Source organism: Ruegeria sp. I1 (genome assembly GCF_056532675.1).
This window is the reverse complement of the sequence record NZ_JBQFNM010000006.1, coordinates 217471-237103: the sequence shown is the minus strand read 5'-3', so window position 1 is coordinate 237103 and position 19633 is coordinate 217471. Positions and strand designations below refer to the sequence as shown.

13 protein-coding genes and 1 riboswitch are annotated in these 19633 nt (G+C 53.7%); of the genes, 9 read left to right on the top strand and 4 right to left on the bottom strand.

Translation table 11 applies throughout. The features are described from left to right. Nucleotides 1–48 precede the first annotated feature (48 nt). Nucleotides 49–1287 carry a TRAP transporter substrate-binding protein gene (locus ACR0DH_RS13385; protein WP_480549788.1) on the bottom strand — a complete coding sequence of 413 codons (1239 nt, stop codon included), beginning with the start codon at nucleotides 1285–1287 and terminating at the stop codon, nucleotides 49–51. A 109-nt stretch (nucleotides 1288–1396) separates the two neighbouring features. Between ACR0DH_RS13385 and ACR0DH_RS13380 the strand changes: the two genes are divergently transcribed. Next, nucleotides 1397–2992, top strand: a complete 1596-nt coding sequence (locus ACR0DH_RS13380) for a GMC family oxidoreductase (RefSeq protein ID WP_480549786.1) — start codon at nucleotides 1397–1399, stop codon at nucleotides 2990–2992. A gap of 52 nt (nucleotides 2993–3044) precedes the next feature. Here ACR0DH_RS13380 and ACR0DH_RS13375 read toward each other — a convergent pair whose 3' ends face one another. After that, nucleotides 3045–6083 (bottom strand): AAA family ATPase, encoded by a 3039-nt coding sequence (locus tag ACR0DH_RS13375; RefSeq protein WP_480549784.1) that lies wholly within the window; start codon nucleotides 6081–6083, stop codon nucleotides 3045–3047. A 934-nt stretch (nucleotides 6084–7017) separates the two neighbouring features. On the opposite strand from ACR0DH_RS13375, the gene ACR0DH_RS13370 reads away from it, so the two are divergent. From ACR0DH_RS13370 to ACR0DH_RS13345, 6 genes are all read left to right on the top strand, one after another. Continuing rightward, nucleotides 7018–7839: an FHA domain-containing protein gene (locus ACR0DH_RS13370; RefSeq protein ID WP_480549782.1), complete on the top strand. Its 822-nt coding sequence runs from the start codon at nucleotides 7018–7020 to the stop codon at nucleotides 7837–7839. A gap of 337 nt (nucleotides 7840–8176) precedes the next feature. After that, nucleotides 8177–8989, top strand: coding sequence for a type IV pili methyl-accepting chemotaxis transducer N-terminal domain-containing protein (locus tag ACR0DH_RS13365; RefSeq protein WP_480549780.1), 813 nt, complete (start codon nucleotides 8177–8179; stop codon nucleotides 8987–8989). A 141-nt stretch (nucleotides 8990–9130) separates the two neighbouring features. Further along, entirely contained in the window at nucleotides 9131–10747 is a 1617-nt protein-coding gene (locus ACR0DH_RS13360) for a phosphate ABC transporter substrate-binding/OmpA family protein (protein ID WP_480549778.1), read from the top strand. 157 nt (nucleotides 10748–10904) lie between these two features. Beyond that, the gene (locus ACR0DH_RS13355) at nucleotides 10905–12473 is read left to right on the top strand and encodes a phosphate ABC transporter substrate-binding/OmpA family protein (protein ID WP_480549776.1); all 1569 of its coding nucleotides are present in this window, start codon (nucleotides 10905–10907) and stop codon (nucleotides 12471–12473) included. Nucleotides 12474–12574: 101 nt separating this feature from the next. Continuing rightward, nucleotides 12575–14416 (top strand): serine/threonine protein kinase, encoded by a 1842-nt coding sequence (locus ACR0DH_RS13350; protein WP_480549774.1) that lies wholly within the window; start codon nucleotides 12575–12577, stop codon nucleotides 14414–14416. 80 nt (nucleotides 14417–14496) lie between these two features. Continuing rightward, nucleotides 14497–15315, top strand: coding sequence for a PP2C family protein-serine/threonine phosphatase (locus ACR0DH_RS13345; protein WP_480549772.1), 819 nt, complete (start codon nucleotides 14497–14499; stop codon nucleotides 15313–15315). Between the two features lie 192 nt (nucleotides 15316–15507). Here ACR0DH_RS13345 and ACR0DH_RS13340 read toward each other — a convergent pair whose 3' ends face one another. Both ACR0DH_RS13340 and ACR0DH_RS13335 read right to left on the bottom strand, forming a co-directional pair. Continuing rightward, on the bottom strand, nucleotides 15508–16128 hold the full coding sequence (locus ACR0DH_RS13340; protein ID WP_480549770.1) for an HD domain-containing protein: 621 nt from the start codon (nucleotides 16126–16128) through the stop codon (nucleotides 15508–15510). A gap of 189 nt (nucleotides 16129–16317) precedes the next feature. Continuing rightward, nucleotides 16318–16629 (bottom strand): hypothetical protein, encoded by a 312-nt coding sequence (locus tag ACR0DH_RS13335; RefSeq protein WP_170535406.1) that lies wholly within the window; start codon nucleotides 16627–16629, stop codon nucleotides 16318–16320. Nucleotides 16630–16756: 127 nt separating this feature from the next. Beyond that, nucleotides 16757–16962, bottom strand: a riboswitch (cobalamin riboswitch). 170 nt (nucleotides 16963–17132) lie between these two features. On the opposite strand from ACR0DH_RS13335, the gene speB reads away from it, so the two are divergent. Continuing rightward, on the top strand, nucleotides 17133–18095 hold the full coding sequence (gene speB, locus ACR0DH_RS13330) for an agmatinase (RefSeq protein WP_480549902.1): 963 nt from the start codon (nucleotides 17133–17135) through the stop codon (nucleotides 18093–18095). A gap of 111 nt (nucleotides 18096–18206) precedes the next feature. Next, nucleotides 18207–19625, top strand: coding sequence for a tyrosinase family protein (locus tag ACR0DH_RS13325; RefSeq protein ID WP_480549768.1), 1419 nt, complete (start codon nucleotides 18207–18209; stop codon nucleotides 19623–19625). The last annotated feature ends 8 nt before the right edge of the window (nucleotides 19626–19633 follow it).

Genomic DNA, 19633 nt, shown 5'->3' with positions numbered 1-19633 from the left:
GTGTTTTGTGGAACCGGCCCAAACGGGCCGGTTCTTGAAGAGCTTAAATTAGGCTTGGCCCATCCACCAACGGCGTGGCTCGACATTTTCGGGCAGAGTGTCAGCCGGAATTTCACGCGCGATGTCGTAGATTTCCTGATACGTATCGATGCCACCAGCCCATTTATTCAGACGTTCACGCCACTGCGCCCAAGGCTCAGGGTTGTAGTTGGGCGCGCACATCTCTTCGGCCAGTTTGATCTGGTCGTCTGGCAGGAAAGCCGGGCGGACGCCGTTCTCGGCGAAGATCGTATTCGGCAATTGCGGCTCTGAGAAGCCAACCGTGTTCAACAATGCAGCTTCATTGGCGCCCTGAATCAGAGCCTGCGTAAAATACGAGGACTCCATGACTGCGTCCTGCAAATCACCACCCAGGCTGTCGAACACCTTGGCCGACATCGAGGTATGCTCGGTACCGCAGAAGAACTTCAGGTTCACCGACTGTGAAACCACCGGTGCCATGTTGGCGTAGGCCACGGCTGAGGCCCATGTCTCGGCCCCGTCAATTAGGCCGGTCTTCAACGCGTCCAGGGTTTCTTCCCAAGCGACAGGCACAGGGTTCAGATTCAGCAATTGCATGGCAATCCGGCCCAGCTGTGTACCTGTTACACGGTTTTTTGTGCCAAACAGTTCTTCCAGCTTGGTAACGGTTGGCTTGTCGGCAAAGTTCGAACCCATTTGCAGACCACGCAACTCGCAATGGGTGAACAGGAATTTCAGCCCATGCCGTTTCTCAAGCGGATCGCGCAGGATGCGCTGGCTCGCGGGGCTGTAGAAGAAGTGATACTGCGCTGCGCGGCTTGGGAACATATAGGCATAGTCCAACACGTTCAGATAGGGTGCGCCACCTGCAGAGTTCTGAGTTGAGGCTGCATAGATGTCGACGATACCCTGCTGAGTCTTCTCGACACAGCTCAGCTGACCGCAGATTTGGTTATCGCCGATGAACTCAATGCGAATCTCACCGTCCGTACGCTCTTCCAGATCACGCGCAAACTCGATGGCTCCGGCGCGTTCGATCAGAAGGTTGCGGGTGTTGAAGCCAGAAGCGCCGAATTTCAGCGTGTGCTTCGGCTCTTTTGAAAAGCGCTTTTCATAGGTTGACTCAGCGGCTTGCGCCAAATTCGCCAGGCTCATCGCGCCGCCGAACCCGCCTGCTGCTAGCAGCGTCGAGCTCATGCCATAGCGTCCGGCCACACGGAAGAAATCCCGCCGCGAAATACCACTTAGTTTCTGACCAATCTCCATTGCTTACCTCCCTGATCGCAAATAATGAGACTATTTGTATCAAAAAATGCTAGTATAATTCTTGCATCTTGCATAGAGTTTTTTTCAGCGACTTTGGGAGGAGGCAGTCATGGAAGTGGATTATGCGGTTGTTGGCGCGGGGTCTGCGGGCTGCGTTATTGCCAATCGGCTCAGCGCTGATCCCAAGAGCACAGTTGCTCTGCTAGAGGCCGGCGGGCGCGATACAAACCCGTGGATTCACATTCCTGTTGGGTACTTCAAAACGATGCACAATCCGTCAGTCGACTGGTGTTATCGCACCGAACCCGACCCCGGCCTGAACGGTCGGTCCATCGACTGGCCGCGCGGCAAAGTCTTAGGTGGCTCATCTTCGCTGAACGGGCTACTATATGTCCGCGGACAAAAAGAAGACTATGACCGTTGGCGCCAGATGGGCAATGAAGGCTGGGGCTGGGACGATGTGTTGCCCTTGTTCAAACGCAGCGAAGATCAGGAACGGGGCGTGGATGAGTTCCACGGTGTTGGCGGGCCATTGTCTGTGTCGAACATGCGCATTCAGCGCCCAATCTGTGACGCATGGGTCGCCGCCGCGCAGGCCGAAGGCTACCCCTTTAATCCCGACTATAACGGCGCCGAACAAGAGGGCGTTGGGTATTTTCAGCTGACCACGCGCAATGGTCGCCGTTGTAGTGCTGCTGTCGCCTATCTGAAGCCCATTCGCGATCGCCAAAACCTGAACATCATCACCAAAGCTTTGGTATCGCGCGTGATCCTGGACGGCAAGAAGGCCGTCGGGTTAGTGTACCGTGATAGATCTGGGGTGGAGCACACTCTGAAAGTGCGACGCGAGATTGTCCTGTCGGGTGGTGCGATCAACTCGCCCCAGATTTTGATGTTGTCAGGGATCGGAGACCCGGATCACCTCAAGGAAAACGGCGTTGTACCGCTGCACGCGCTGCCGGGTGTTGGCAAAGGTCTTCAGGATCATCTTCAGGCTCGGCTGGTCTTCAAATGCAATGAACCTACACTGAATGATGAGGTGCGCAGTCTATTCAATCAAGCGCGTATTGCGTTGAAATACGCCCTATTCCGCGCAGGACCGATGACCATGGCGGCCAGCCTCGCCACAGGGTTCATAAAAACCCGCCCAGATGTCGAAACGCCAGATATTCAATTCCATGTTCAACCCTGGTCCGCCGATAGCCCGGGGGAGGGCGTGCACCCGTTTTCAGCCTTCACAATGTCTGTTTGCCAGTTGCGCCCGGAAAGCCGCGGAGAGCTTAAGTTAAACGGCGCTGATCCATCCACGCACGTCAAAATCATACCGAATTACCTATCGACAGAAACTGATTGCCGTACCATGGTAGATGCGGTGAACATCGCCCGGCGGATCGCCAAACAGAATCCACTTGCCTCGAAGATTTCTGAGGAGTTTCGACCATCGGCAGAGCTGAGCCTTGACGACTATGAAGGTACATTGGATTGGGCCAGATCGAACACAGCATCAATCTATCACCCTACCGGTACTTGCGCGATGGGACAGGCCGAGACATCGGTTGTCGATGCAAAATTGAAGGTCCATGGAATATCGAATCTGCGCGTCGCGGATTGCTCGATCATGCCGGAAATCGTCAGTGGCAACACAAATGCACCGGCGATTATGATCGGTGAAAAAGCAAGCGATCTGGTAATGGCTGATGCCTGATATACGGGCTGACCGGAGTTGGAGTTTGCCCCAACAGGCGGGCAGTTCAAAACTACTCCAGAAGTAGCTTGAATGAAGGATGGCGTTCCGCGCCACTTGGCATAATCTCTTGGATCGCTGATAGAACTTCATCGGATGAAGACAGCTGCAGGCGTCTGCGGCTGTCCAGAATATGGGCCAACCAGGCAAGTGCCCTGATATCTCGGGCCATTTGTTCTGCGTGATCCAAATCTCTCACCAGTACATCTGCAGGCGCTTTTGCCAGATAGCGAGATTCCGCGCGCAGCCGCAGGATTTCGGGCCAGATCATTGTATTGCCTTGGGCGTTTTCGGGCGTGTCAATCGTCGCCCACAAACCTTCGGCGTCTTCATGTCGCCCCACGCACGCATAGGCATGCGCGAGCAATGCTTCGTGGTATCTGGTCAAAAATCGAATGCCCAGAGCCTCAGCCCCCGCGATGGCGGCTTCCAAGTCAGCCAGCGCCGCGGTGGGGCTTTCGTTGTGATAGCATGCGGCAGCCATCCAGAGATTTGCACCGACAATCCAGAAGGGCTGCCCAAATGTTTCAGCCAGTGCCTTGGCCTGTTCCAGTTCTTTGCGGATCGGTAGGCCGCTTGGCGCGTAACAGCGCGCTGCTGTGCGGAAAACGCGAATATATGGGACAAGTGGCGCAACATCCAACCGTTCCCCATGCGCGCGGGCCGAGGCTAACGCTTGCTCCCAGCCATCAGCATCACCCGCGATAAAGCGCCCGTGCGCCCGGAATAGATGGACCAGTTCCAGACAATCCATCGAATAGGTCATTACATGCAGCTTATGTTGATCAAAGTCATACAGTTCGGCGGTGCGCTGATAGGATGCTTCTTGCTCGGCGAATTCACCAAGGCTGAAGCTCGTAACCGATCGTGCGCAGTTAGAAACAACGCCCAGCTTGGGATCGACTTTGGCGATGTGTTCCATGCGCTCAACCATCCGCACGGTGCCCGACACATCTGACAAGGTGTAAGCGTGAGTCCATATGCCCCACGCAATCTGGAATTCAAGCTCACCACCCCCGGCGATAGCTTCGCACAGTGCCAGTGCATTCCCATAGGCCGCTGCCGCACGAGGGGATCCAAACCCCCCCTGCTGGACCAGCGCGTTGCCAAGTACAAATTCGGTCGACATTTCCAGGCGATTGCGCAGATCCTGATTTTCGATTTTCTCTAGTAGCCCCTTGGCAATTTTCGCGACACGCACGCTTTCGGCGATCTCACCGCGCATGGTTGCGACCTGAGCGGCCTCGGCCAGTTTAGGGATGGCTTGCGCATAGTCTTCGCACCCCATCAAGTGCTTTGCTTCGATGATAGGATTGGCCTTCAGAGATTCAGGTGCGATCGCCCGATAGGCCTGCAGCGCGTCCCCGTGCAGCTTGCGGGCGCGCGTGTTCAACATAGATGTGACCACCGCATCGCGCAGCAGTGCATGATCGAACGCAAGCTCGTTGGCACCCCTTTGCTGAAGCAAACTGCGATAGACAAGCGTGTCCGTAGTCTTTTGAACCTCGTGCAATGGTTTGTTCATCATGGCAGCAGCCACGTCCGTTGTTGCATAGTCCTGCAGGACGGCGACGACCTCGACCAATTGCCTTTCATCCTCATCGACATCTAGCCGTTGCTGCAGTGCTTCTATCAGGGTTTGTGGTATGGCTGCCTCGATACTCGCTTGCGGCTGCTCCAGCAGGGTCATCGTGTAGTGGTACACATAAAGCGGTATGCCATTCGCGCGTTCGATTATTTTTTCGCGCGTTGATTGGTTGAGCCGGGTATCTGGATCGAGAAATTCTATCAGTCTGCCCGCATCGTGATCTGCAAGTGGGGTCAGATCGATACGCAAGTCTGCTTCCACTTGCAGATTTCGCCCTTCCAGCCTGTGTGTCGCCAACAAAAACAGGGGCTGGTTGCGAAAAACCTGCGAAAGCACGGTAAGGAATGCAACAGAATCCTCATCAAGCCATTGGGCATCGTCGATGAAAAATATGAGTGGTCCCTTGGCAAGCTCGCGTTCTAGAATTGCTTGCAATGCTTCTGTAATCCGGCCTTGGCGGACGATTGGGGCGACAGGTATTTGCGACGTATTCAAGAGGCGCTGAAGACCGTCTAGCATACCGTCCGGAGCCCATTCCTCGAGGGACGCGGTGGGGTCCGTTCCGTTCTGTTCTTGAGCGATCAACGTACGTATTGCGGCGTTGAAACATGCAAAACTTTGCTCGCTGCGGTGAAGGGATCCCACGACGCGTATGACGTTTGCTTTCGGAACTGACGTTAGGAATTGCTCGGCCAGCATTGTCTTGCCATAGCCTCCGGGGGCCATAACGTCTGCAAATGCAAATCGGCCCGAAACAGCGTCTGCATAACAGGTGCTGATCTGGCTTATCAGGTCAGAGCGGCCCAGCATCGGCTGTCCGACCGGGTTCAATTCTACTTGCCCGTCCCAGAGCGCAGTTTGATCCTGAAAACCTTGTTGGTCATGCAGGATATTGCCTGTCGTCAGCATGGCCTGATCACCTGTCAGGTGCGGAACGTCAATCGCCCAAACATCAATTGGATTGCGAAAGCCTTTGAGCGCTGTCTCACCAACCTCTCTAAGATTAAGCGCCGCCTGATCAATGGACCGCCTGACTTCGGATGAAAAGAAGATGCTGCTTGGGCTCGCCAGTGATTGCAGCCGCGCAGCGCGGTTCACCGCGTTACCGATAGCCAATGCTTCCTGAGCCGCCTCGCCGGCGCGCACAGTGTTTACCACGCTCCATCCGGTTGCGACGCCACAGCAGGCTTGCAGAAGCTTTCCTTTTATCTTCAGAGCGGAGGCGATTTCGATGATCTTAATTGCGCAAACAACTGCGGTGGCGGCGCTGTTTTTGATCGATCTTGGGTACCCAAAATAGGCCATGGCGCCGTCGCCCATATATTTCGCAACAAAGCCGCCTGCGTTCTGGATTTCCTGCTGGCACTGGCTTTGAAAGCTCTGGATCACTTCGAACATAGCTTCATTGCCAAAATGCTGTGTTGCATCCGTAGAACCAACGAGATCAACGAAGAGAACGGTCATGTATTGTGATCTTGCTTCGCTGGTTTCTCCGATACGGGCACCGAAGCTTGAACAGAAATTCCCACCAGCCTCGGAAGGAACTCCGCACCGCTTACATACAACTTCACTCATCTGGCCAGCTTCCTCAGGGTCTTTTTGACTCTGCACACAGGGAAACAAGTATTGGTTACAGCGGCGTCGTTCTGAAAAGCATCAAAACCAAGACATTTAGGTATCTAAATCCCAATTCGGGGCCAGAATCCGGGAATGAGATATCTGATTGCACGTTCCCCCATTTGTGCGATCTTCCAGATATGCACGGCTCAATCATCGAGGCCAAAGCATAGCGTATTACGATATAATGCTTTAAATTTGATAGATTGTCGACAAATTCGAAACACTGATGAAGGCGATTGTTCGGCCAGTGTATCTATGGTTGCTGTGATCCGATCCGTATCGTGTTTAGAGAACCCGCAACTGAGATTCGAATGTGACACCACGCATTTGGTCAAAACTGTTTCGCCAATAGTAAAGTTTTTTCAAGGATTGCGGACGACGATCCCGCATTTGCAACACCCCAAACCCGCAATGCTGCAGTAGCGCGCAAAGCGCTGCCGGAGCCGAAACATAAGAGGGCGGGTCGTCTGTCATGCTGAAATCAAAAAAAGTGAGAATGCAGACCGTTCTCATTCAGTCTGCTCACCCGCTCCATGGGCGAAAACGGTGATTTCGCGTCGCTTTTTCTATCTTAATCAATTCCGCAATGAAGGCAGGAAGAAAACAAACTTTGGGCACATTGAAAGGATTCTTTGGGTTGGCGCCGGATTCTGGGGTGATTGTTGTACTCGCTAGCTCGTCTGAACTTGGACCTGATGCGAGTTTGCTCCTACGTCTATGCGCGTTTGGCCATCATAGGATTGGCTCAAAAGTTGTGAAAAGTTAGATGGTGAAACAGATGTTCAAATACAAAAGTCCGCTCAGCCGTATTCTTGATGGAACCAATATGCCCAGCGTCGCTGAAGACGAACCGGTCGATTTTGGTGTCATCGTTGCCGAAGATTCAGAATTGACGACTGAACCTACAGAACCTGAAACGCCCGAGGCGGAAGCGGCCCTTCAATCCGAAATACAGTTGGCCGGATCGGATGCGATTGCATCTTTGGCGTTTGCGGAAAGACTGGAGGCGCTGAATACGCCTAACGTGGAAGATGCCCTCGACGCCGCAGCACCTCAGATAGTTGAACCGGCTCCGATGCCCGATCCTCATCCGGGACCCGGCGAAAGTGTCGAAGCCCCTGAAGCTGATGCTTCGAATGCTAAACGCGGCCGGCGCGTCAAAACAACTTTCCTGGGCTTTGGGAACCAGGCGGATCCGATCGAAGATATTCTAAAAACCGCGGAGCCAGTGAAAAACAACTCCCAACAACACGAAGCCTATCCGGTCGGTTGGTTGGTTGTGACCAAAGGCCCCGGTCGCGGTACAAGTGTGATGCTCACAGGTGGATTGATGCAGATCGGTCGGAATGACGATCAAGCCATCCAACTCGATTTTGGCGACAACGGTATCTCTCGCAGTAATCATGCAGTGATCGCTTATGACCCAGAAGCCCGAAAGTGCTATTTGGGTCATGGCGGTAAAGCGAATTTGGTTCGCCTAAATTCGGGGCCTGTGCTTAGCACGGTTCCATTGGCGAGTGGCGACGATATTCGCATCAGTGACACCACAATGCGCTTTACCGCATTTTGCGATGATGAGTTCGACTGGCAGGCCGATTGAGTTGATCTGAAGTAAACTCTCCTTAAAGAAGAGCGCTTCGCATAAATGTGGAGCGCTCTTCTTCTTTACGTGTATCAGTTTGATAGCAACAGTCGAAGAATATTGAATAATTTCAACGCTTAGTTCGATTTTGAAGTTAGTCAAGAAATCAACACAAACTTTTCTTGGGCCAACCACAATACAGCTCGATTTATTGCCATTGTTAACACAATCGGTGGGTAAAAAGTGAGAGAAGGTAAGGTTAGCCACTATGAAAATGAACCGACGAGTATTTCTTAATAGCGCATCGTTGGCTGCATGTGTCGCGATAGTACCCGTGGGGGGAAGTGCGCTGGCAATGGCGGCCGGGCAGGTTGCGCATCGCATACTGGCCGCAGACAAGCTGAGTTTCTTGACCGAGAAGGTTGCGAAGGCAGTTGTGCTGCTTAGCCTGGGTGCCGAAGTCGAAAAGGATCTGGCTGAACTGCAAGAAGCCCATGATGAGTTTGACGACATTCTGTTGGGCTTTCGCGAGGGCAAGGGATCTTCGGGCGTTGACCGTGAGCGGTTTGTTTCCGTGAACAACGCGCTGAAAGAGGTCGAAAAGCTTTGGATGCCTTACCGCAAGGCGATCGAAGAGATTATCGAGGCGGGAAAGGTGGATGATGAGCATCTGCACCTAATTGTCGACAATGATGAGGTTCTGGAAAAAACCTGCCACGAAGTCGTTCGTAAGCTGGAAGAGGCCTATGGCGACGTGGATATCGATCTGGCACTGGCATTGGCACTGGACTTTGCAGGACGTCAGAGAATGCTGACACAGAAGATCTGCAAGGAAATCGCACTGGCAGCAACAGGTCAGGACACCGAAGAGCACCACAAGAAATTCAAGAAGAACGCCAAGAAGTTCGGCAAGATTGTCGACGTTCTGATTGAAGGTGGAAGCAGTTCGATCACGATGGCCAAACCGCCAAGCAACGCGGCGCTTGAGGCATTGACCGAAGTTCAGACCCATTGGGCAAAACTGCAGCCGGTTGTCGAGCAACTTGACAGCGTAGACGTGCCAAACGTCGATGACGTAGCTCACTTCTGTGCCGAGATGGATGTGCTTGAGATTGAGTCCGAAAAGGCCGCGCTTCTCTATGAAGAGGCCATCAAGCTGGATTCCTGAACGCTAACCCATGTCTCACGTGATTTGGCCCCAAACTACAGCACCTGAACGGAACTCGTAGCAAAACCAAATTGCGACTACTTTGATGCCTAAAACATGCATCGGAAAAATACTAAATGAGTGCTAACTCGAGGAGTTAAAATGTTAAATTCACCATTCACGCGGCTTTGTGTTGCCGCATCGATCATCTCAGGCGCTGTCACCACCGCGTCATTTGCACAAGAGGTTCGCCTGGTCGGGAAGGACAGCAATATCGACGTGATCGGCAATCTTCTGTCGTCAAAAGACGGGAAGTATCTGGTCGAAACGGATATCGGCGAGTTTGTGATCAATCAGGATCTGGTGACCTGCGAAGGTGAGGCTTGTCCGACCGAGCAGACCTATGTCTACGACCTTGAAATTTCCGCCCCCGATGAGATCGCAGAGGTTCTGGTTCCGATCATCGCAGAAGGATATGCCGCTGCCGCTTTGGAAGCAGAGGCCCAGCTTTATGACGAAAACGGAGAGCCGGTAGATACCGAAACCGTTGACGTGGGCGACCACAAATACGGCGAGGAGCATGACTTTGCATTGCTGCTGACCGATCTGGAAGGCGATGATGTTGCAACATTCGGCATCCATACAGCCAATGGCGCACGCCTGTTCGAGCGTCTTGCCAAGAAAGATGCCTCGATCATCTTTACCGAAACCTCTGCACGTAAGGCTGATCGCTCGATCGTGTCCGAAAGCAGTGGCGGCAATCTGCGCGACTTTGATCAGGAGCGTGTTATCGCGGTGGACGGTTTTGCAATGATTGTGAACCCGCTGAACCAGATCCCTGATCTGAGCGTCAAGCAGGCTCGTGACATCATGTCCGGTGATATCGTGAACTGGTCTGAAGTTGGCGGTTCGGATGCACCCATCCATGTCTACTCGTTCGACCCTGATACCGAAGCGTATCATCACATCGAAAAGCTTCTGTTCAAGAAGTCCGACAAGACGCTGACGAACGAGTCGAGCATTGTGCACGACCGCACGGAGTTGACGACCGCGATCATGGAAGATGTGGCCGGCTTCGGTATCGTCAACTACGCTGCTAAGCGCGATGCACGTGCCGTTCCGCTGCGCACAACCTGCGGGATTGTTCAGGACCCCAGCCTCTTCAATCTGAAGACCGAGGAATACTATCTTCAGGAACGTGTTGTGGCCTATAACCGCTCGGATATCGACGGCTATGCCCGTGAACTGGTTGATTTCCTGGATGATGGCAGCCTGGACGGCCTTGTCGCTAAAGCGGGCTATATCGACCTGTCGATCACTTCGGACAGCCAGGAGCGCGCCGCAGAACGTCTGGTCGCCGAGCTGGAGGAGGGTGAGAATGAGTATGAGGCAGAGCTTGTCGAAGACCTGCTGAAAAACATGAACACCCACGCACGTCTGTCGACAACGTTCCGTTTCGCGCCTGGCTCGAAGCGTTTCGATAACAAAGCCGAGCGCGACCTGATGCGTATGGTGAACTATCTGGCCGAAACCAAGCCGAGCGAAGTTGTGATCGTCGGGTTTACTGACAACAAGGGCCCCTTCGACTCGAACCTGCTGATTTCACAGGAACGTGCTCAGGCTGCGTTGGACCATCTGGTCGAGGTTGCCACCGGTGGCGAACTGGACGGGATCACCCTGAAGGCAGTTGGTTATGGCGAACTTGAGCCTGTCGCCTGCAATGACAGCCCACGTGGCCGCGCGATCAACCGTCGCGTCGAAGTATGGATCGCTGGTTAAGGTGAGTACAGGCAAGCCGCGGCGATCTCGTCGCGGCTTGCGCATCACTGGTGTAGTTTCTTCAGGGTTCGAGGCGAGTATGAAAAGTTGGTCAAAATATGCTGCAGCAATAGCGTTTGGTTGCATCGCGTCTTCGGGGCTTGCGCAGGAAGTAACGTTGACCGCGAAAGACGGCTCTAGGTCAGTGACTGGTGAGCTGGTTACGATCCAACCCGGCAAGTTCATCGTACGATCGAATGTCGGGGTTCTATCCCTCAATACAGCAGAGTTTCACTGCAGTGGCGCGGCTTGCCCAGCAAGCCTGCCAACAGACACCGATCTCGTTGTGGCTGGTGGCGCCGGTTTGGCCGACATCCTTCTTCCGTTGCTTGCCGAAGGTTTTGCCGCTGAACAGGAGCTCTTCTCGGATGTTTTTGATCTGCAAGGCGTCCCCCTGGGCGAACAACATGCGTTTGGGCAAGACGATACAGTTTCTGACGCGATCGGATCTGAGGCTTTCGACATTCTGATCATGGATGAAGAGGCCAGCCCAGTTCATAGCATTCTTGTGAAAGAGGCTTCGGGTCAGAACCTTTTTGAATCCTTGATGACGCGTGAAAGCGATCTGATCGTCAGCGAAGAACCGGTTTCACCCCGGAACTATACGCAGGCCAAAAAAAGTGGTCTGGGCGAGCTGACCTCATTTCAGCAGGAACATGTTCTGGCGGTTGATGGCTATACGGCTACTGTCAATCCTGAGAACGATCTGTTGTCCCTGACAATCGAGCAGATATCGCAAATTCTGTCGGGTGAGATTGTAAATTGGACTCAGTTTGGTGGGCCCGATCACAAGATCAACGTCTACACGTTACCACAAAATTCAGAAGCGTTTCACAGGGTCGATGGGCTTATCCTTTCGCCCTTCGAACGCGATTTTCTGACCGATAGCAACATCGTAAACTCGAACCGAGAGCTTTCCCGAGCGATTGAAACTGACCCATATGGCTTCGCCGTCATGCGGTTTTCGAATATTCGTGACTCACGCCCGGTGCCGTTGCGCAGTGAATGCGGAATCATTCATCAGCCCAACCAGTTTTCAATGAAGACCGAAGAATATGGGCTGCAGAACCGGGTGACCGTCTACAACGGCAGCGATCTTTCGGGTGTGGGTACGGCATTGGTCGAATTTCTGGACAGCCCAAGAATAGATGGGTTTGTGTCCAAATCCGGTATCACCAGCCTTTCGGTTATCGCTCAGAGTGAAGACGAGAAGTTTGCCAGACTAAAATCAGACGTTGCCGAGATGACAGTCTCGGCCAATGCGTCCGAACTCCGCTCGTATGTGAGTGACAAGCTGACAACCACACGTCTGTCGACAACATTCCGCTTCTCGCCCGGGTCTTCGTTTCTGGACAACAAGGCAAAACGGGATATCGAACGGATTGCTGAATACATCCGCGATGTCGAACCCCACAAAATCGTCTTGGCGGGATTTGCGGATGCTGGCGGCAGCTACGGGAAGAATCGTCAGCTCTCGCTCGCCCGCGCCAAGCAGGTCCTGAGGGAGCTTTCATCAAGCATGGAAGCCAACGGTCCCGTTAACACAGTGATCGAAGTACGCGGTTATGGGGAAATGGCCCCTGTTGCATGCAATACCAACCCAGTGGGTCGCGCAAAGAACCGCCGTGTCGAAGTCTGGAGTGAAGTGAGCAGCCCTGATGCGGAGATACGCGCATGGGGTGGATAATGAAAAGAACTGCGGTTTCTGAGGTCAGTTTCCCTCAAGCTTCGGTCGCAAAAAAAGCACGGGCGCGTCTGCATCCGGCTACAGCAAGGTAAGTGTTTCTTATGGTACAATCAGCCCACACAAACGATCAGTTCCCGGACGAGCTTGCTCCGGGTACCAAATTGCTGTCCGGTCAATACACGATCATGCGGTTTCTCAACAGCGGTGGCTTTGGCATCACTTACCTTGCCAAGGACAGCCTTGAGCGCACGATCGTGATCAAGGAATGCTTCCCCGAGGCGATCTGCCGTCGCAGCCAGACAGCGGTTCGCCCGCGGTCCCAGTCGCATACATCTTCGTACGAAGCGCTGGTGAAATCCTTTGAAAAAGAAGCGCGCAATCAGTCAAAACTTGTGCATCCGAACATTGCCGGTGTCCACCAGGTGTTCAGAGACAATGAGACCGCCTATATGGCGATCGATTTCATCGAGGGCAAAGATCTTCTGGACACGATCGAAGAACGTAAGACGATACCGCCCGAAGAGGTTGAACAGCTGTTGCGCACCACGCTGGAAGCCGTCGGTTTCATTCATAGCGAAGGCATGCTGCACCGGGACATCTCGCCAGATAACATCCTGATCAACCAAGACGGCGAACCGATGATTATTGATTTTGGTGCCGCCCGTGAAAGCGCCGCCAAATCTGACCGTGCAATGTCTATGCTGAGGGTCGTAAAGGAAGGGTATTCGCCGCAAGAGTTTTATCTGCAAGGCGCGGAACAGGATCAGTCGAGCGATCTTTATGCGCTGGCGGCTACGTTTTATCATGTCATCAAAGGGGCTGCCCCGCAGGACAGCCAGACCCGGCTGGCGGCTTTGGCTCAGAATGGCAAAGATTGCTATGAACCACTTGAGGGTGCGGTCGAGGGTTATCCTGTCAGTTTCTTGCGAGCGATTGATCGTGCCCTGAGTATTCCGCCCGAAGACAGGTTCCAATCTGTTCAGGAATGGCAGGATGCGATTGAAGAAAGGATGCCGATCGAAGCGAAGCCCGAACCGGTTGCTACGGTCGACTTCAACGATAAGGTCGCGGTCAACAGCAAAGCGCCGCGCAAACGCTCAAACTCTATGCTGATGATCGCGCTGATCGTCGCCGGGGTAGTCGGTGGAGCAGGGTACTATTTCAGCCAGGGTGGTGAAGCGGATCAGGATGTGGTCGCGATTGCTGCTACCCAGCAGGCGGCTCCGCAACCAGCCACCGATGAAGAGCCTGAAAGCAGCGGCGCGACGGCACAGGAATCGGAACCGGAACCCCGGCCTGCAGCCGCAGAGCCAGAAGTGGAGAGTGTTGCTTCGGAACCAGCGACGACAGATTCAAACTGGATAGCGTGGACTGGTCCCGCTGTGGATCTGCCGTTTGCGACCGTTACAACATCGCAGCCGCAGGGCAGGTTCTCGATGGTATCGCTGGTGCGATCTGACCTTGATCAGGCGACAACGGATTGGTTGAAATCCGGCACGATCATCTATTCCGTAAATGGTCATTTGGTGGTGGATGACAACTCGATCATTCGCGCAATCCAATCACGTGAGGCTAATCCCGAAAGTGGCGAGATTCTCGTGGATATGCGGGTCAGAACCGAAGAAGATAGCCCGGTTTCTGAAAAGAACCTGACCCTTCAAACGGGTAAGGTGGTTGAGCTCACAAATGGAGTTCAGTTCATTACGGTCACCAATGGCAATGGGAAATGGATCAGTAAGGTATTGCGTGCTCCGGCGTCGGCCAAATCAGTTCGCGTGGGCGATATTGTCGTATCAGAAACCGCTTCGCAGATTTCCATCGAGGGTGAGAACGGTATTACCCAGTTGTTCGAAGAGCTTAGCAATACAGGTGCAGAGCTTGCGTTGTTGACCATCGCGCGGAATGGCGAACTGCAATCGGTGGATCTGCCACTTACGCATTAATGCTTTGGCGGCTTTTATAGTTAAGAGCCGCCTACATTGCCTTGAAGGAAATTCAAGTGTCTCATTCTGAAAGATCTCTGATGCAAGTTCACGAGCCCAGATTTCAACAGGCGGAGGAACGCCTGCGTGAAGCCTTCGATATTTCAACCGTGCTTAACCAGGGTGCCCGCGAGTATCAGGAAGATGCCATTCTTTCTGAAAAGCCGATCGGATCGGAGTTAGGGTTCGTGGTTCTGGCAGATGGTATGGGTGGCCACGCGGCAGGGGATGTTGCCTCTAACCTGATCGTTTGTGAGGTGATGAAAGGTTGGTTGGCCGCCGGGCTGAACAAAGACTCGTCAAATTCGGAAGTTGTCGCATTCTTACATGACAGTGCCGAGCGCGCGAACAAGCAGATTTTCGAAGCCAGCCGCAACGATCTGAATGTAAAGGGAATGGGAGCTACGCTTCTTATACTGATCTGCATCGAAGATCGCGCGTATTGGTTTTCCGTCGGGGACTCGCCGCTCTATCTCTGGCGGTCTGGCGAGCTAATACAGCTGAACGAGGATCATTCAATGGCGCCTCAAATCGATATGATGGCGAAACTTGGCATGTTGGATCCCGATTTGGCCCGAAATCACCCCGATAGAAACATGCTTACGTCTGTCATACATGGTGGCGACATCGCGAAGATCGATTGCCCTTCAGACCCGTTTAAGCTTCTGCCAGATGATATTCTCATTGCAGCTTCGGATGGGCTTCAGTTTCTAGAAGACAAGGACATTCAAGAGGTTGTCACGCGCAATCATGAAGTGAGTTGCGACGCTATTGCGGATAAGTTGATCAGAGCCTTGATTAGCCTTGATGATCCAGATCAGGACAACATAGCTTTCTCTGTTGCAAAGGTTTGTTCTTAGGCGTTGATAGCTGGCGTTGAACTGATGTCGTGGCGCATCTGCACTTATTGTAAGCTGCCTTGTCGCAACTGATTTCTTCGATTTTCGTAGTGGCGATTGGCCCGTTTTTGTGCTGAACGAGTATCAAATCACCTCTACCAACTCCGCATGTTTGAACAAAGCAGGCCGTGATTTGACTAGATCGAATACATCCTACGCCCATCGCATTTCAGCAACGGCGTCATCGGTGAGCGGAACCCGGACGCCAGGTTGAACAACAGCCGGATCATAGGGTGTGCGATCAAACACCTCACGCACCATATCTGCAAAGAAAGACAGTGGTTTGCTGGGATAAGCGGGATCAAAACTCGATTGATCCCAGCGTTCACAGAACTCGGCACAGTCATCGAAATAGATGCTGTCACGATGAGCTTGGCGTTTTTCGGGGTTCGCGCCTACGTGCTCTCCGAAGTAAACAAGCTGAAAATCCCCATGGGTATGCACGCACCACGTGACCTGTTCGCGTAGGAAGGGTTTGAGGATTGAGGCCGCATATTCATCGTGATTATGCGGCGCATAGATGTCACCGATATCATGCAGCAAGGCGCCAACGATCCAATCTATGTCTGCCCCGTCAAACCAGGCGCGGGTTGCTGACTGCACCGAATGGCCAAGACGTGTGACTTGATAGCCGGACAGGCTTTTGTCGAGCCTCTCCATCGCCTCCAGCAAACGATCTGCCGTTCCTTTGCAGTACTCACGCTCCAGAGTATCGAGGAAGGTGTAGTCCTCTTTGTCCCCGTCCTTCATCTGCGTGAATTTCACCTGATCCATAGCATGTCCTTTGGCGTTTACGTGTGGGTCAGCGGGCGCAAGCAAGCGTGTAATTCCGGACTATCCACGCAAACACCGGACTCGGCAAATGAAACCTGTTGTGCCGGTGAAAATTGTAGTCGCCGGAGGTGGGTATCGACGTCTTTTAAGAGCACAAAGCCGTGCGATAATCCCGCAGCCCGTTCTATGTCACAGCGGCATGCGAAAAGATCGGCGGGCCTGCGCTCCGCCACGCCTTTCACGTTTTGGCATGGCAAGCGGCAAAGGTCTGAATGGTTGCTCCAGCGAAGTCAAAAGCAAGTCGCAGAACGCTGCAACGGCAGGTGAGTGATCTTTAAATGGTGCAGCTGTTTCGTAAGCATGCCTCGCAGCTACTTCATAGCAGGCATTGCCAGGAACACCCGCGATCCATTGCATATAGCCAAGCTGTCCCATCTGACGTGCTTCATCCGCAGGCATGGGGCCTGTATCGAGTTGAATAATCGTCCGTTCCAATAACATCGCGCCCTCCGCGCAAAAGGGACGAGTGTGGCTGGTCACGGTGATGTGCCGGGGACGCTTGGTCCTTCGGTCGTCTCTGCCGTTCCCAAGGCACCCCGCCCGGGTTCAAGTTGACTGCGGCGCATGGCATCACACACCGTAGATGGCAGGTCTCCTGACTTGCGGGTCAACGCTTTCCCGTTCCTTCCCGAACCCTAGGGCTCAGTGGTTTCCAACGGGGTCGCTCGCCGCTTACAGTTGCGGGGGCAGTCACGGAATTGGGTATGAACCCGCACCGTGTTCCCTTTTCAGCCGACTCGAACCGAGCCGGACACCATCGCTTTCACTGTCTCATACGCGATTCACTATGTCCACTGGGTTTGGCGCAATCTGACAACGCTGAAAATGTCCGCCAAAGCTGAAACGGCAGTGAGTTCAATCCATGCAAAAGGCTTTACAGGGCGTGGCATTCGGGTGCCTTAATGTTTACAGAATTTGACGATCTGAACAGAAAGAGCGCGTATATGTCGAACCATGGCTACGACTCCGGCCGATTGAACCTGCCTTTCGTTGGTATCTGTACCTTTGGCAAGTATCCCTATGTCGAGGATTGGGACGCGATTGACGCCGACGTTGCGGTTCTTGGCGCCCCGTTTGATTTTGGCTGTCAATGGCGGTCCGGGGCGCGGATGGGGCCACGCGCGATCCGTGAGGCGTCGACGCTGTTCTCATTCGGCCATGCTGGCGCTTATGACCACGAAGATGATGTCACCTATCTGGATCCGGCCAAAGTAACCATTGTTGATATCGGCGATGCAGACATCGTGCATACCGACACAATGAAAAGCCATGCAAATATCGAGTTTGGGGTGCGCAAAATACTGGAGGCGGGGGCGCTACCGGTCGTCTTGGGCGGCGATCATTCGATCAATATCCCCTGCATCAATGCCTTTGATGATCAAGAACCAATTCATGTGGTGCAAATCGACGCGCACCTGGATTTTGTCGATGAACGGCATGGGGTGCGCTATGGCCACGGAAACCCAATGCGCCGTGCCGCCGAAAAACCCTATGTCACCGGCCTCAGTCAGATCGGCATTCGCAATGTGTCGTCCACCGCTAAGGATGGCTATGCGGATGCCCGCGCCATGGGATCAGACATCCAATCTGTCCGGCAATTCCGCAAAATGGGGGTCGATGGGATGCTGGCCCGCATTCCAGGAGGCGCGCGGTATTATGTGACTATAGACATTGATGCCTTCGACCCATCCATCGCCCCAGGTACAGGTACACCAAGCCATGGCGGATTCATTTACTACGAAGTGCTAGAGCTCATGGCAGGTCTGGCCAAGCGGGGCGACATTGTCGGACTCGATCTTGTTGAAGTCGCACCGGATTATGACGCCACCAGCTCCACCCAAATCCTTGCGGCGCAGCTGCTGATGAACATCATCGGGCGGGTGCTTCATGAGAAAGAGCAGCGTTAGATCCGCCAATCGTCATCTATGCGTGCAGAGCGTTTGAGCGTGCCGCCGCCATTGGCGGTGGTTTTGTGCTATACTGGGCGCATTGAAGCACTCCTTAAGGGGGATTTTTAGATGACTACGATTGCCAAACTGAATTTTCTTAGAAAACAAGCCGGATTGCCGCTGATCCGTTTCGACCTGATCAGATTGCGCGAGGAGGATATTCAGGACCTGCGCGACGCCTATGCTGCGATGTACGAAATCTCGGACATCGCGATGGGTGATCGGCGCGGATATTTCGCTCTGGCGCGTGGGCATGGTTATGATCAAGACCTTTGCCATGACGATGACCGCACGTTTCTGACCTGGCACCGGTCCTATGTTTATTCCTTCGAAAAAGCGCTCAACAGCGCGCTGCAGTGGAAGCGCGGGGATGACGAACTAGAACTTACTCTTCCCTATTGGGATTGGACCCAGTTTGCCACGGCGACACATGCCTCGAACGGGCTGCCCAAAGTGGTGGATGATGCGACCTACACAAACAGTGCCGGGGATGATGTTCCAAACCCGCTTGCCCGCGCACACAGCATCTATCGTAGCATTGCGCTGGGTTTGACCGGCGACGAGGTCTTTACACGCAGATACACAACGCGCCTGCGCAGCAATATCCCGTTGCTGGAGGATGAGGTTGAGCGCTATTTGACCAACCCAAACTTTGAAGCCTTCCAAGCCGATTTCAACTTCGCGGCTCATGGCGGTATCCACGTCCTGACGGGGGGCACGGATACATCGTCGCCCTTGCCCCGCTCGATTGGAGATATGGGTAGCACAGTGTCTGCCTCATATGACCCGGTATTCTGGCTGCACCATGCGATGTGCGACAAGGTTTGGGCAGATTGGCAGGCGCTATGGCCCGGGGCCAATGTTCCACAGCATGTTCTCGACACAGTCGTATATGACGGTCGGGTGGGCCGCGATTTGATCGACGCGGAAACCTCGCTCAGATACATCTATTCCGAGGATTCCGTTGAAGCCGCGATTGGTGCTTTGGGAACCTCGGACAGCGCACCCGTGGCCACATTGTCAGCGGCAGCAAGTCATGTCACCGAGGTTCGGCTGGGCACAGTGAAAGCCGGATTTGTCAGGGCCGAACTTGAATTCCATCGCATGCGACCGCCGACCGAAAGCTTTGAGCTGCGTGCCTATGTCGACAACGCCAATTGCGATGCCTCAACTGGGTACAAAGACAAAAGCTATGCGGGGCGCCTTGTGTTTTTTGGCCATGGCACCTGTCCGGGCGCGCCGGGTCACTGTAACCCTGCCTTAGCCGTCCGTGATGACTATGATCAAAGATACAAGCATCCGCTTAGATATGAACACACGCGGTATCGGCTGGACATCACACGCGGTTTGCGGCGCTTTATTGGTCGAAAGAAGACGGTAAAAAACCTGAAGATTTACCTTGTGACGCTGGATGACAAAGGTGAGTCCGTCGCGCCCGAGACGCTGGTCTATGATCAATGTTCGCTAAGAACCTATGCCAAAACCTAAACTGCTGG

Bases quoted from the DNA above. Each gene is read 5' to 3' on its own strand.
- ACR0DH_RS13385 (WP_480549788.1), bottom strand. From the start codon at position 1,287: ATGGAGATTGGTCAGAAACTAAGTGGTATTTCGCGGCGGGATTTCTTC.
- ACR0DH_RS13380 (WP_480549786.1), top strand. From the start codon at position 1,397: ATGGAAGTGGATTATGCGGTTGTTGGCGCGGGGTCTGCGGGCTGCGTT.
- ACR0DH_RS13375 (WP_480549784.1), bottom strand. From the start codon at position 6,083: ATGACCGTTCTCTTCGTTGATCTCGTTGGTTCTACGGATGCAACACAG.
- ACR0DH_RS13370 (WP_480549782.1), top strand. From the start codon at position 7,018: ATGTTCAAATACAAAAGTCCGCTCAGCCGTATTCTTGATGGAACCAAT.
- ACR0DH_RS13365 (WP_480549780.1), top strand. From the start codon at position 8,177: ATGGCGGCCGGGCAGGTTGCGCATCGCATACTGGCCGCAGACAAGCTG.
- ACR0DH_RS13360 (WP_480549778.1), top strand. From the start codon at position 9,131: ATGTTAAATTCACCATTCACGCGGCTTTGTGTTGCCGCATCGATCATC.
- ACR0DH_RS13350 (WP_480549774.1), top strand. From the start codon at position 12,575: ATGGTACAATCAGCCCACACAAACGATCAGTTCCCGGACGAGCTTGCT.
- ACR0DH_RS13345 (WP_480549772.1), top strand. From the start codon at position 14,497: ATGCAAGTTCACGAGCCCAGATTTCAACAGGCGGAGGAACGCCTGCGT.
- ACR0DH_RS13340 (WP_480549770.1), bottom strand. From the start codon at position 16,128: ATGGATCAGGTGAAATTCACGCAGATGAAGGACGGGGACAAAGAGGAC.
- ACR0DH_RS13335 (WP_170535406.1), bottom strand. From the start codon at position 16,629: ATGTTATTGGAACGGACGATTATTCAACTCGATACAGGCCCCATGCCT.
- speB (WP_480549902.1), top strand. From the start codon at position 17,133: ATGTCGAACCATGGCTACGACTCCGGCCGATTGAACCTGCCTTTCGTT.
- ACR0DH_RS13325 (WP_480549768.1), top strand. From the start codon at position 18,207: ATGACTACGATTGCCAAACTGAATTTTCTTAGAAAACAAGCCGGATTG.